This is a genomic window from Culicoidibacter larvae, assembly GCF_005771635.1.
GTDB classification, from domain to species: domain Bacteria; phylum Bacillota_I; class Bacilli_A; order Culicoidibacterales; family Culicoidibacteraceae; genus Culicoidibacter; species Culicoidibacter larvae.
Genome location: NZ_VBWP01000002.1, coordinates 161,369 through 175,040 on the forward strand (window position 1 = coordinate 161,369; position 13,672 = coordinate 175,040).

At 41.6% G+C, this 13,672-nt stretch carries 14 protein-coding genes and 1 tRNA gene; 1 reads left to right on the forward strand and 14 read right to left on the reverse strand.

Features of this window, described 5'->3' with window-relative positions; translation table 11 throughout:
* Window positions 1-98 precede the first annotated feature (98 nt).
* The 12 genes from FEZ08_RS03270 to FEZ08_RS03325 form a co-directional block, all read right to left on the reverse strand.
* Window positions 99-1,736: a M20/M25/M40 family metallo-hydrolase gene (locus FEZ08_RS03270; RefSeq protein ID WP_171014913.1), complete on the reverse strand. Its 1,638-nt coding sequence runs from the start codon at window positions 1,734-1,736 to the stop codon at window positions 99-101.
* Between the two features lie 122 nt (window positions 1,737-1,858).
* On the reverse strand, window positions 1,859-2,230 hold the full coding sequence (locus FEZ08_RS03275) for an iron chaperone (protein WP_138190286.1): 372 nt from the start codon (window positions 2,228-2,230) through the stop codon (window positions 1,859-1,861).
* A 147-nt stretch (window positions 2,231-2,377) separates the two neighbouring features.
* Window positions 2,378-2,454 (reverse strand) — tRNA-Arg (locus tag FEZ08_RS03280).
* 59 nt (window positions 2,455-2,513) lie between these two features.
* Window positions 2,514-3,020, reverse strand: a complete 507-nt coding sequence (locus tag FEZ08_RS03285) for a hypothetical protein (RefSeq protein WP_138190287.1) — start codon at window positions 3,018-3,020, stop codon at window positions 2,514-2,516.
* Window positions 3,017-3,913, reverse strand: coding sequence for an Abi family protein (locus FEZ08_RS03290; protein ID WP_138190288.1), 897 nt, complete (start codon window positions 3,911-3,913; stop codon window positions 3,017-3,019). The genes FEZ08_RS03285 and FEZ08_RS03290 overlap by 4 nt, the downstream gene beginning before the upstream one ends.
* Entirely contained in the window at window positions 3,906-4,421 is a 516-nt protein-coding gene (locus FEZ08_RS03295; RefSeq protein ID WP_138190289.1) for a YqeG family HAD IIIA-type phosphatase, read from the reverse strand. Before FEZ08_RS03295 ends, FEZ08_RS03290 begins: the two co-directional genes overlap by 8 nt.
* The gene (locus FEZ08_RS03300; protein ID WP_138190290.1) at window positions 4,412-4,882 is read right to left on the reverse strand and encodes a deoxycytidylate deaminase; all 471 of its coding nucleotides are present in this window, start codon (window positions 4,880-4,882) and stop codon (window positions 4,412-4,414) included. The genes FEZ08_RS03295 and FEZ08_RS03300 overlap by 10 nt, the downstream gene beginning before the upstream one ends.
* Before the next feature lie 87 nt (window positions 4,883-4,969).
* Window positions 4,970-5,620 (reverse strand): tRNA (guanosine(46)-N7)-methyltransferase TrmB, encoded by a 651-nt coding sequence (trmB, locus tag FEZ08_RS03305; RefSeq protein ID WP_138190291.1) that lies wholly within the window; start codon window positions 5,618-5,620, stop codon window positions 4,970-4,972.
* Between the two features lie 14 nt (window positions 5,621-5,634).
* A complete protein-coding gene (gene pepV, locus FEZ08_RS03310) occupies window positions 5,635-6,993 on the reverse strand; it encodes a dipeptidase PepV (RefSeq protein WP_138190292.1) in 1,359 nt (452 codons plus the stop codon).
* Window positions 6,994-7,052: 59 nt separating this feature from the next.
* Window positions 7,053-7,832 (reverse strand): type III pantothenate kinase, encoded by a 780-nt coding sequence (locus FEZ08_RS03315; RefSeq protein WP_138190293.1) that lies wholly within the window; start codon window positions 7,830-7,832, stop codon window positions 7,053-7,055.
* Window positions 7,829-8,416: an ECF transporter S component gene (locus FEZ08_RS03320; RefSeq protein WP_138190294.1), complete on the reverse strand. Its 588-nt coding sequence runs from the start codon at window positions 8,414-8,416 to the stop codon at window positions 7,829-7,831. The genes FEZ08_RS03315 and FEZ08_RS03320 overlap by 4 nt, the downstream gene beginning before the upstream one ends.
* 75 nt (window positions 8,417-8,491) lie before the next feature.
* Entirely contained in the window at window positions 8,492-9,208 is a 717-nt protein-coding gene (locus tag FEZ08_RS03325) for a pseudouridine synthase (RefSeq protein WP_138190295.1), read from the reverse strand.
* A gap of 128 nt (window positions 9,209-9,336) precedes the next feature.
* Here FEZ08_RS03325 and FEZ08_RS03330 point away from each other — a divergent pair, with 128 nt between their 5' ends.
* The gene (locus FEZ08_RS03330; protein ID WP_138190296.1) at window positions 9,337-10,575 is read left to right on the forward strand and encodes a BaiN/RdsA family NAD(P)/FAD-dependent oxidoreductase; all 1,239 of its coding nucleotides are present in this window, start codon (window positions 9,337-9,339) and stop codon (window positions 10,573-10,575) included.
* A gap of 70 nt (window positions 10,576-10,645) precedes the next feature.
* Here FEZ08_RS03330 and FEZ08_RS03335 read toward each other — a convergent pair whose 3' ends face one another.
* Complete coding sequence (locus tag FEZ08_RS03335; protein ID WP_138190297.1) at window positions 10,646-11,509, reverse strand: HAD-IIB family hydrolase; 864 nt, start codon at window positions 11,507-11,509, stop codon at window positions 10,646-10,648.
* A gap of 108 nt (window positions 11,510-11,617) precedes the next feature.
* Window positions 11,618-13,633, reverse strand: a complete 2,016-nt coding sequence (locus FEZ08_RS03340) for a glycoside hydrolase family 10-like protein (protein ID WP_138190448.1) — start codon at window positions 13,631-13,633, stop codon at window positions 11,618-11,620.
* Between the last annotated feature and the right edge of the window lie 39 nt (window positions 13,634-13,672).

Consider the following 13,672-nt stretch of genomic DNA (forward strand, 5'->3'; position numbering starts at 1 on the left):
AAATGCTATTTTATATATTATACCAAAAATCACACAAGTTGCCAAAATTGTTCGAAAGTTAAAACCGGTCGGAGTAAATCTCCGACCGGTTTTTTCATTTATTCTAACGAGTAGATACTTAGGTAACCTGCAATTGAACCAGCAAATAATGTCCCGATTATAAATAATGTTGGTGTCAAGATTGCCATAAAAATAAGGTATAGCACCGGAACAACTAGTATTGATGCAATTGCAGCTGTAATAATCGCTACTATTTTCTTAGTTCTTTGTTTGTATTTCTCGGCAATCAGAGTATAAATAATTATTCCCCCGGCAAGCGGCAATAAAATAAATATTGGTAAATAACTTGCACCGCTGAGCAGGAATGTTAGTATAATTGTAGCAATTGCGAGTAACACCAGATACCAGACGGCAAAGCCAGAAAAGTTGAGTCGTTTGCCAAACAGGCGAAGAATGCCAAGTACTGCCAGCAAGATAATTATCAGCATAACCGTATAAATGGCGAACAATGGTAAGCGTACCGGAATTATATTTACAACAACAATTCGAGTAACAAAGCCTATTACTGCACCGCATAAAATAATTGCCACCAAGGCTATTGCTCCCCAAAGCAGTTGTCGTTTATTGAAGGTTTTTTTGACAATAAGCAGAACTATGGCAATGACTGCGAGCAGCGCTGCAGTTATTGCTAAGACTTTTGCAATACTCTCAGGCATAACAATTTGCATACCTCGGAATATTGGAAAGTAAACCGCATTTTCATTTTCAATATTTTCAACATCATTTATCTTAGCAAAATAATTAATCAACTCAGAAATCGTAGTTGTATACTGGTAAGCACTATTGCGATCAATATTATCATAATTATCTGTTGGGGCATGATAATTTTCTACCCCATCCAGCATCAGAAAATCCATAGCTCCCTCATAATTACTATTTAGAAAAACGGTCAAGTCAGTCCCATTAGGCAATAAATCAAAAATACTGCTGCCAATTGATGTGGCCATCGGTGTGCTGACTGCTGCCACATAATGATGAAGTAAATGATTATTTCCATTACTGGTTCGGAACATAATCATACCGCCGCCGGTTCCTCGTGCCTCGAAATCAAGCACAAAGGTTGCAGTTTCAGCCATTTCAGGATGTTTTTCCACATAATCCTTTGCACCAAGCATTTTCAGCTCTTCACCGTCAGTAAATAAAAACACAAAATTATTTTGTGGCTGTCCGTTTGCTTTCAGCACTCGCATCGCCTCTAAAATCGATGCTACCGAAATGCCATCATCGCCAGCACCCGGCCCATGTTTGGTACTATCATAATGTGCCATAACCAGTGTCGTTGCCAGAGGATTCGTTCCCGCTACTTCAACAACTAAATTAGTCATGTTCAACTGTTCCGGTAAAGGCTCACCATCAGGCGTTGCTGCGGCAATAACCTCCGGATCCGTGTTTGTAAAGTGCTCTTCCCGCACCACATAACCCATTGCTTCAATTTGCTCAATCAAATATGCTCGTACATTTTGATTTGCGACACTCCCGGCTGGATGGGCACTAAAAGCAATATGCTTTAAATGTCCCATCATCACGGCCACACTCGCCTGCTTTTCACCAGCCGCTTCGGCAACCGTCATTGTTTGTTCGTCGAAATTATAGCTTGAAGGTTCATATGCCATAATTCCCAGATATCCGCCAGCAATTATCACCATTGCCAACAAGACATGTAGTATTTTTTTCATAACCATCACTCCTATACTTTGGATTCTAAGGGCTACCCTAAGGTTGGAGTCAAGTTTTTTATAGAAATTTAAAAAAACCGTGCACTTATAGTGCACGGTTTTTCAACTTTTCCGCATTAGTATTACTTCCGCCAGAAAGTAGTAATATCTTTTTTATCTTCAATATTGAAGGCAATGATTTCTTTTAGCAAGTCATAATTGACTTCACTGGTCCAGGGAATCTGGACTAGCATTTTCGTTTGCTTATAACCTGCAGCTTTTATTTTGGGAGCAAAGTGATCAAGCACTACACCTTCCGGTGAAAAAGCCAAATGTTGTTTAGAAATACTAAAACCAATAATGAAAGTTTCATGATCAGTATACATTGGTTGATTCCAAGCTATCCGCTTTTCTAAGTTTGGGAACTCACTATCAATCCAAGCGAAAATTGCTTCCAACCGGGCGCGATGTTCCGGATTATCAACAGCTGCTAAATACTCAGCAAAAGTGTCCATATATAATTCCTCCTATTATTCTCAACTTTGGTACTCTTATTCTAGCACATAATCACAAAAACACAATTAAAAATGTTTAATATGCAATAGATTCAAAAAAAGCATCAGCGAATGAACGCTAATGCCTACTACTTATACAAATATAAATGGCGTCCTGGGAGGGATTCGAACCCCCGACCGACGGCTTAGAAGGCCGTTGCTCTATCCAGCTGAGCTACCAGGACAATATGATAAACTGCAAGTAATATTATAACAATATTGTGCAATTATATCAAGACAATATTTATTGCTGCTCAACAACAAGCACCCAATCTTCATCAAGCCGCATTGCCTGTTGCTGCTGCTCATCCATTTGATGATTCGGATCAAAATAAAGCAATACTTTATCGGTTGGATTCAGCCCTTTGAGGCTGAAGCCAACCCCAGCTTCGGAAACATGAACACTATCAGCAATCGCTTGCTCCCCTAAAATTAACATCGCGTTGCAAAATGGTTGATTATCTTTAAGCATTGTAATTGCGGTATCAGCCGCCTCGCCTGCTTCACCACGGTTAGTAAAAGACAGTTCCCCAGCTTCATGATAAGTAATTTCTAAGTCATAAATTTGGTAATTGGTCAGCGTTGTAGCGGCAATTTCAAACTCAATTGCGCCTTTTTTCAGGGTCTCAAGATATTCTGCCTGCTGATCATCATTCTGGTTTTGATTATGCATAGCCACTAGCGGCGTACCTACTAACATTAATGCGAAAATTAAAAGCATTGCTAATGGCAGTTGACCTATCTTCTTCATTGTTCCACTCCTATATGTAAAATACTCAGTAATTGTTCATACCAAGATTCAGGAAAACCAATTTTTTTAAGTTCAATATTACTATCATGCAATTCTTCTTTCAAATCATTGATAATCATAAATATTAAATCCACATCAACCGTACTAAGAAATTTCGTACAAACATAAAAGGCAGCAAACAAATCATTGCCAACAAAATCAGGAAATTGTCTTTCATCAAAGCGGTCTAACGTAGCCGGATCATTAAAGTGACGATCAACAAAACGCCCCTGATGTGCCGCAGTATTACGAATAACAACTAAATAATGCAACCAGCTAGGCAAGTCACGGTATGAAAATCCATAAATTCGGGCAATTTCCTTCTGGTCATGCTTTTTCAAATTAGTATAAAACAATTCCAGCATCTGCAACGTACATAACTCAAAAGCAACCCAAACCGGCAACTCATAAATATTGCTGACATGAACATCATCAATAACCTCGTAAACATTACGCATCGTAAACTTTTTCTCTAATTTTCGATAAAACTCTTTAAACTCCTGTGCTGACTGGAAATGCTCGCGATGACGGTAGCCATCGCTGCCATACCGGGTTCCAACCAAGTCTGACAATTGTGCCCGCAAAGCCACCTCGATTGGATCAATACACTGCATAATAATATGGCGAATATACCGATCAAACTCATAAATATTCTCTAAATCAGCAAAAGTTGTCCCTGGGAAAAAGTGCCGATTTTCATCCTCAAACATTGGTGCAAAGCGCATCATTCGGAAATAATCAACTCGCTCTAAAGCCGCTTTGGCACTTGCGCGATCATCAATCTGCAAACCATCACTGATAAGAATATCTAAGCGCTCATCAATTGATCTATACTTTGGAAATACACTATTCATCAAGTTCGCTCCTCTTGTTCTTTCTCGTTCCTAAGACACGCTCAATCAAACGGCTTGGTTTCGCAAAAATATTATCCTTATCCACCAATGGTTCAACCAAAATCGCACGAATGCCGCAAAGTTGCGCACCAATCACATCGGTCAACAACTGATCACCAATATGCATAATATGCTTCCTCGGCAACGCCAATTTTCGCTTCGCCCGTAAAAACCCAAACGGCAACGGCTTAATCGCAAACGAAACATACGGCAAACCTACCTGTCCGGCAATTGCTGCCACCCGCTCGCGACGATTATTGGAAATCAAAACTACACTGATTCTGGCATCAACAAACTCGCCCAGCTTCGCTTTAAACTCCGCCCGAATCGGTTGATTCGGCGCATCATGCGAAGCAAACACAGTATTATCAATATCAACAAAAAGACCAGTCACAGCCTTTTCCTGTAACCACTCAACCTCAATATCTAAAATCGAATCTACCATCACATAAGGACGCACTAAGGACACGTAATCTCCACCTCAACCTGTTCCATCTGACGATACACAACACCGGCACAATCAAACATATGTTTTGATGCAACATTCTCTTTCTCACCATTATACTTATCCGACATGTATACAACCTCTTTAATCCCTGCCTGAATAATCGCTTTAGCGCACTCATTACAAGGAAATAAAGAAACATACACACTACAACCAGCCAGCTTCTCAGTACTATTTAAAATAGCATTCAATTCAGCATGCACCACATACGGATACTTAGTATCTAAAAACTCACCACTGCGTTCCCACGGAAAATCACCATCATCGCACCCATAAGGCAAACCATTATATCCAATACCAACAATACGCTTCTCGCCATTCACGATACACGCACCAACTTGCGTTCCCGGATCCTTACTGCGCTTCCCCGAAAGCAACGCAATCCCCATAAAATAAACATCCCACGAAATATAATCTGTCCGCATACAATCACTCACCTTCATTGCTATTATTCTATCACAAAAAAACTCATAAAAAAAGCAACGAAGCCGAGCTTCGTTGCTTTTCAAAAACTATTTTGCGGCGAATTTTGCTTCTAGCCTGTAAATCGGTTGCCCTTTAGCAGCAAACTTCTCCTCATACTCAGTCATAATATTACCTTCAAAATCGCTGTTATGCAAATCAAGACTAACCATCAGCAACTCCATACCATAATTATTAACACTCAGCAGACTTGACTCAAATAAGTGCATATTATCGGTTTTTTGACAAACATATCCATCAGCCATCAAAATCTGCTGATAACGACTTAAAAACTGCGGTGCCGTCAGACGTCGCTTCGCATGACGTTTCTTTGGCCACGGATCTGAAAAATTCAGATATACCGACGTCACTTCAGCATCAGCAAAGTTATCGGTCAAAAGCTCAGCATCCAAATGCAAAAACCGTAAATTCGGCGGACACTGCGGATCTTCCAATCCGCGTTCCAAGGCCCGAACCAGCACCGAATCAAAACGCTCGATGCCAATAAAATTAATTGCCGGATGCGCTTTGGCCATCTCAATGACAAAGCGCCCCTTACCCATGCCAATTTCAATAGCAATCGGATTACTGTTGCCAAACACTTCATGCCAGGCACCTTTATGTACTGAACCATCCAGAATCACTAATTCTGGATGGTTCGCTAATTTCTCTTTCGCATAGGGAATGTTGCGTAAACGCATGAATTTCCGCTCCTTTATTTCGCTAATTCATATAAACTTTCAGCGTAAATCGCGATTGCTTTAATTAAGTCGGCAACCGGAACCCGCTCGTCAGTTTGATGCATACGGTCTTCAGTACCCTCAAAAAGCATACCGAATGCCACACCTTTTTTCATTACTCGCGCATATGTACCGCCACCGGTTGTTAACAATTCTTGATTATCACCAGTTTGTTTACGATATACACCAGCAAGCGTTTCAATTAAAACATCATCTTGTGGCACATAAAGTGCTGCTTTTTTCTCAGCATTCTCTATAAATGCACCAAAAGGCGCCAATGCTGTTGTCATCGTTTTTAATCCGGCATCAGCATCCCACTCTTGTGAGTGACGCAAATTAACCGTAATATCAAATTTACCATTTACATAACTGAACACACCGGCATTAATAGTTAAATTACCGATTACACCAGTATGGCTGATTCCAAACTTCGTTCCATCAGTATCAAGAAACTTCTGTACCAAATTAATCAACGGACTCTCAATATGATTATCTAAAAATTCAAACAAAATATACAGCGCATTTATTCCCAGTGCCGGTTGCATACCATGTACTGCTTTACCTTTAATCGTCAAGACTTGAACATCACCATTACGATCAAAAGTACCTTCATAATTATGTTTATCAAGATATGCTTGGTAGGCAACTTCAAGATTATCACTGCAACGAAATTCAACCCGCGCATCCTCAGGCACCATATTTGAACGATCTCCGGCACTCAAACTAATAATTGCGTCATCATTATGATTAAGCACAATATTGAAGTTTAACATCCCTTTTTCGGCATAAATCAATGGAAAATTAGCATCCGGACTAAACCCGGTATCCGGCATTTCTTCGGTGGCAAAATACCGGTCAACACAACGCCAACCGCTCTCTTCATCAGTTCCGTCAATCAAACGAATCCGTTTCGATAAAGGCAAGCCAAGATCCTTTAACATCTTCACTGCATAATAAGCCGCCATCATTGGTCCTTTATCATCTTGAGTTCCGCGACCATAAATGAAACCATCTTCAACTGCACCACTAAAAGCGGTGCCATGCAACCAGCCTTCACCTACCGGTACCACATCAGAATGTCCTAAAACACCAACCAATTCATTACCAGCACCATATTCAATATGACCAGCTAAATTATCAATGTTCTTAATAACGAAACCATCACGTTTACCTAAATCAAGAAAATACTCTAAAGCATCTACATTAGCAGTTCCTAAAGGAGCTTCTTTAGTAGCATTTGCTTCATCAAGGACACTGGGAATTTGAATCCATCCAGCTAAATCTTTCAGCATTGCTGCCTCATATTTTTTTGCCTCTTCTAACCAATTTGTCATAACTCTCAATCCTTTCTCTTATTATACCCGTCAAATACTCTAATACAGAGTTAATACCCCTAGGTATTCGGGTGCTTATTCAAATCATAAATAATTTTTAAACCATCAAACATCAAATGCTCATCAATTATTTCAATTGATTCCGCATGATGAGCAATAAACTGTGCCTGTCCGCCGGTTGCTACAACCTTCGCCGGCATTTCCAGTTCTTTCTTAATCCGGCCGACAATACCATCAACTAAGCCGGCATAGCCGAAAATAATTCCCGATTGCACCGCTTCAATAGTATTCTTACCAATCGCATGAGCTGGTTGCTCCAACGGAATATTGGGAATCAATGCTGCTTTGGAAAACAACGACTGGCTCGCTAAATTAATTCCCGGCGTGATTGCTCCACCTAAATATTCAGCTTTCTCATTCACAACCATCATTGTTGTTGCAGTCCCAAAATCAACTACAATTGTTGGTCCGCCATATTTATGGAAAGCAGCCACAGCAGTTGAAATTAAATCACTGCCGGTACTTTGCGGCGGCTGATTCAACTTAATATGCAGCCCAGTCTTAATCCCGGCACCAACCATAATTGGTTTTCTGCCAATAGCACGAACGCCTAACCATTCCAACGGCATGTTCATTGCCGGCACTACTGAAGACACAATCATATCCTCAATCATATCCCAGCTCACCTGCTCTTCGTGCATCGCCATCGATAACAGCATGTAATATTCATCTGCAGTTCGCTCCAAACCAGAAGAAAAACGCCACGTCGTGACGAGTTTCTTACCGTCATGCAAACCAACAACCATATTCGTATTTCCAACATCAAACAATAATATCATAACACCGGCCCCTTATAAACTCGTTTTAGCACAGCAACAACCGGAATCGTCACCACAATCGCAGCAATAATTTCGGGAATACTGTTGAATACAAATGTTGTTCCGACAACGGTAAATGCTGCCGCCGCACTATCACCAAGAACCGGCTGATAAAAGAAGAAAATGGCTCCCAATACCAATACCGTATTCGTTAGTGTTGCTAATAGTGCCGCAACACCGCTCGCCAGCTTCTGGCGAACGGTGTCATTTTGACTCACCCAAACATACACATAATAAGCAACCACACCAATTAAAACCCGTGGAATAATTGCCACCAAAGGATTATAGAAAACTACCGAAGTAATACTCGGCCGTAAAAATGCATTCATCATGCTGGAAATCCCAAACACCAGACCAATTGCCGCACCGACCCGCGGTCCGCCGACAATTCCGGCAATAATAACCGGGATATGCATTGTCGTAATCGCTGCTACCCCGATACTAATAAAACCAAACGGGGTAAACGAAAGCCCAAAAGCCAACGCCCCCAACACACCAATCAATGCTATACTCTTAGCATCCATACCTTTTTTCTTTGCACTCATGTGATTCACTCCTTATTTTGGCCCTCAGTGAGGTACCGTATAAATCGTTGTATTTGGCACCATAAAAGGTGCAGGTTATTCTGTATCTGCTAACAATGCTTCAAGTTCATCATTAGTCAATCGACGTGATTGTCCCAGCTCGAGCGACTCGTCCAAGTCCAGGCTGCCGATTTTTGTACGTTTTAAGTATACCACTTTTTTACCCACTGCTTCAAACATTCTTTTGATTTGATGGAATTTTCCTTCACTTATACACACAACAATTTCCGTTGCCTGCTCGGTATTTGGGATACTCAGAATTGCCGGCTTCGTCAGATAACCATCATCCAAAGTTACCCCTGCAGCAAAAGCCGCAATATCGTCCTCAGTAACCGGCTGATCAATAGTTGCAATATATTCTTTCATCACATGTGATTTCGGAGTCAACAACTTATGCGCCAGCTTACCATTATTGGTCAGCAACACCAATCCCTCAGTATCCTTATCTAAACGCCCAACCGGAAACACTTCACGACTGGCAAAATACGGATCCAACAAATCAACAACCGTTGCGTCAAGCTCATCACTCGTAGCACTCACTACATTCTGCGGCTTATTAAGCATCACATACACAAACGGCTCATAGGTCACCACTTCATCCTCAACCCGAACCACTTGCGTCGCTGTATCAACATGCACTTTGGGATTTATCACCACCTGTTCATCAACAAACACCACTTTCCGCTTCAGCAACTCCTTGACCTCACGTCGGCTGCCAAAACCACTATTTGCTAACAACTTATCTATACGCATTACTTTCCCTCTTTCCAAAACGCTGCAGTCAAACGGCGGGTCTCCAGAGCGGACCCGTCGTTTGACCCAAAAATTCTCCTGCTATTCAAAACACGATATCTATATTATAATATACCATAGGTGATAACATGAAGAAAACTATTTGTATAATTGGTGGCGGCCCGGCAGGCATGATGGCAGCAATAAGCTCCAAAACTGCAAACCCAGATAACGAAATCCATTTACTAGAGAAAAACCCGCTGCTTGGTCGTAAATTGCGTGCTACCGGTGGCAATCGCTGTAACGTGACCAACAATTGTAGCCGCGAAGAGCTGGTTGCCCAAATTCCCGGCAACGGTCGCTTTCTATACAGCGTCTTCGATCAATTCAGCAACCAAGACATCATCCAATTTTTTGAAAGTCATGGCTGCCCGTTAAAAGAAGAAGACCACGGCCGGATGTTTCCAACAACCGACCGCTCGCAAACAATTATTGAAACCCTGAAAAAAACTATTGATGATTTAGGTGTTCATACACATTTAGAAACAACTGTTCATCAAATTGATTGGAAAAACAAACGTATCGTTGGTGATAAACAAGTATTTCCATTTGATACATTGATACTTACCACCGGTGGCGTATGTGCGCAGCATACCGGTTCAACCGGTGACGGGCTCAAGTTTGCGAAAACTTTAGGTCATACCATCACTGAACTCTTTCCTACCGAAGTACCGCTGGTTGCCAGCGAAAACTTTATTCATGACGGCAGTCTGCAAGGCATCTCACTCAGTGACATCAGCCTTACCCTTTGGAGTGACAAACATAAAAAAGTAAAGACGATTCGCTACGACCTTGTCTTCACTCACTTTGGTATATCCGGACCGGCACCACTGCGGTTAAGCAGTTTCGTTCGCAAGCAACTGATCAAGCAACAAGCTCCAGTGCTTGTTACCATTGATTGTATCCCTGATATCTCGCTTGATACTATCATGGCAAACCGCAAAGACTTTAACGAAAAACAACCGGCAACTTGGATTAAACAATATGTTCCGAGCCGCCTTGCTGCCTTACTAGTCAGCCTTGCTGATCTTTCTGCCGACCAAAAAGTTGGGCAGCTAAGTCCGGCACAGCTCGATCGTTTGCTGCAACTGCTTAAAGCTTTCCCGCTGACAATACGCGGCACCCAAGGCATGGAACGTGCTTTTGTTACCGGTGGTGGTATCAGCATCAAGGAAGTGCAGCCCAAAACAATGGAATCTAAGCTTGTACCTGAACTCTACTTTGCTGGTGAAGTCCTCGATATCTACGGCTTCACCGGTGGCTTTAATATTACCGCTGCTCTCGCTACCGGCTACGTTGCCGGCTTGCATAGCAATAAAAAAGCATAGTTGACTTTATCGTCAACTATGCTTTTTTTGTCGTATTCCGCCATGAACTATCGGCCGATATCGGCATTTCTCAATAACTCAACACTTCGCCTGATTTATTAATCGCCAGCACTTGCTCAATCGCTTCACTCACTGAGTGCACTTCATACTTCGCGTCTTTTTTATAGCGCTTGTGCGCGTGTGACATAATAAATGAATGGGTTACAACCTTAAATCCGGAAACATCATTGCCGGAGTCACCGACAAAAGCAACTTCATCAGGTGTCAAATTCATTCGTTTCATAATTTCCTTAATTGCTTCACCCTTATCAACTCCGGGTGCGCAAACTTCAATACTCCGCGGACTTGAAGCAAAAATTGATAATTGCGGATATAATTCCTCAAGTTCACTTTGCACCTTTACCAAGGCATTTTCGTGAATACCAATCAAAAATTTATAAACCGGACGTTTTTCGCTACGGATATTATCAATAATCCCGGCATGCCACTTTTGCGCATGCATCCGTTTCAAAAATACACCTGAGAAAAGCCGCGTATACCATTTAAACGGATACAAATACTTCTCATTATATTCAAAATATACATTAAAAAAATGTGACTGCCGGCTATATTGCGATTTAATCGTCTCAATAAACGCCAATGCCGTCTTGGTATCAACTGCTTTAGAAATTAATTTCTCATCACCATAATAAATAAAAGCGCCATTTAGAGCAACCCGGTAATGCTTATTCTGCAAACCCAGTTCTTGCTCAATAACCGCAATATCATTGACATATCTGCCGGTTGCAATGGCAAAATCAATGCCATGCTCAGCAAGTTTACCAACATTCGCCTTAATTGCCTCACCAAGCTCCATATTACCAACCTCTACCGAAGTAAACTGTTCGCCATGCAACAAAGTTCCATCCAAATCACTGATGAATAATTTAATCATATTGCCACCTCTTTATCCTTTACTATTATAGCTAAGAAAGTCCGCGAAATCAATTTTTAGAAAAAAGAAAGTTGACCGCGACAAGCGCGGCCAACTTTTTCACTACTATTAATCAGCTTTGCGTTTCAAGAGAACCACGCCTGCAACAACAATAATTCCAACACCGAGCAATGCGCTAACAGCGAAATTTTCACCGGTTTGCGGCAACTCGCTACCTGCTCCGCCACTGCCATTCTCAGATGAAGTGCCATTACCGGAATTATTATCCGTGCTACCGCTGCCGGCACGTGCCTGAATGACAAGTGGTGGCGTTTCGTTATGCGCGGCATCTAGCGCAGTCACCACATAGGTAGTTTCAGCTCGTAACGTTGCTGCTGACTCATCAGTGAAGCTCAGACTGTTTGCCCCGTCTTCGCGCCACACCTTAGCAATAATATTTGCCGGATCATTGATAATATCAGCTGCTTCACCCTGACCACGATAAACAACATAATAACGAGCATTTTCACTATCATCTTGCCAAGTAAAACTATTGCTGCTCGCCTCATCAAAATACCCATCACGTAACACCGTCATCGGTGCACTTGCGAGCCACGGCTTCGCTGGACTAAGCGCCGGCGTACTAAAGTACTGATCACGAATCAATGTCAAAGCATCATTCTTCGCTTGATTTTTTGCTTGTTGATCAGCTGGCAATGCAGCTACATTAGATGGCATAATATCATTGTAACTAAACAATGCACTACCCGCAACATTTTCATATTGCTGATTAAACTTTAACTGGTTAGGAATTTCTTCCGGATTCATCCAAGCCGGTTCCCAGCCACCATTACCAACATGTTTATAATTAGCATGACCAATGTAGAGCTGTACTCGGGTTCCATCTACCACTGAATCCCACCAGCTTGTCAACTCACCATAAGGAGCCGCTGCCTGGTCAAAGCTCCAATAAATTTGCGGGATAACGTAATCTAAAGTTTCATCCTTAATCCATTTGTATGTATCAGCAAATATTGACTTACTGTATGATTCAGAAGAGCCTGTTGGTGTATTCGAACCACGTTCATCATATTCTTTGTGCTCCCAGATTCCAAATGGACTAATGCCAAACTGCACTGAGCTGCCGGTATTGCCATTGTAACTGTCAATCTCAGTTTTAATGCCTTCAATCAACGCAGTCACATTATCACGACGCCATGATTCAATACCCTCGGTATCATCGCTATATCCTGCAGGAATACCATATGTCTCAAATGTTTCACGGTCTTCGTTGACATCACCAAAGAAAACATTTTGGCCATCAACAGTAATCCGATATGGATAAAAATAATCATCAAAGTGAATGGCATCAACATCGTAATTATTAATAACCTCGGTAATACTATCAATCACATTTTGACGAACTTCAGGAATTCCCGGATTTAAGAATAACTTTTCATCAAAACGTAAAACCCATTCCGGATGTAATACCGCAAAGTTATTATCTGCTAAAATTCCCGCCTCATTCAACTTTGCAACATGTTCCGGAATAGTCATTGCCAAAGCATCTTCTTTAGTCATCCCGATCGCATTTAATATTGACTGCGTACTCAGCTTGGTATTCGTTACCCGGTATGGATTAAACCATGCGTGAAATTCCATACCGCGTGCATGTGTTTCCTCAATCATCCATGGCAACGGATCATATCCGGGATCAACACCTTGTTGTCCGCTTAAAAACTCTGACCAAGGATTGATTTCTGATTGATAATAACTATCAAGCAGCGGCCGCACCTGGAAAATCATCGCATTCATATTCCAATCACTAAAAGTATTTAAAATCTCAGTATACTTCGTTTCAAACTCACTTTGTGATTGAACCTTAGGCATGTTCAAGTTAGCAATAGTTGCCACCCAGGCAGTACGAAACTGCCGTTTTGGTGCCGTATACGTATCTGGAATCATAACTTGTTCAGTTGAGCCATTATACATATACACCGGCTTGCTCTCATCATAGCTATAGCTGCCATCAGCATTCTTAACATACTTGTAAAGCGGCGAACTATCATCCTGTGCCTGCACTGCAATAACCGGCACCGTCATCACCAAAAGCAAACTCATCACCAGACCAAAAAATTTCTTCATATTTATTTCCTCCTTCTATCTGCTTCAATAATACCCATG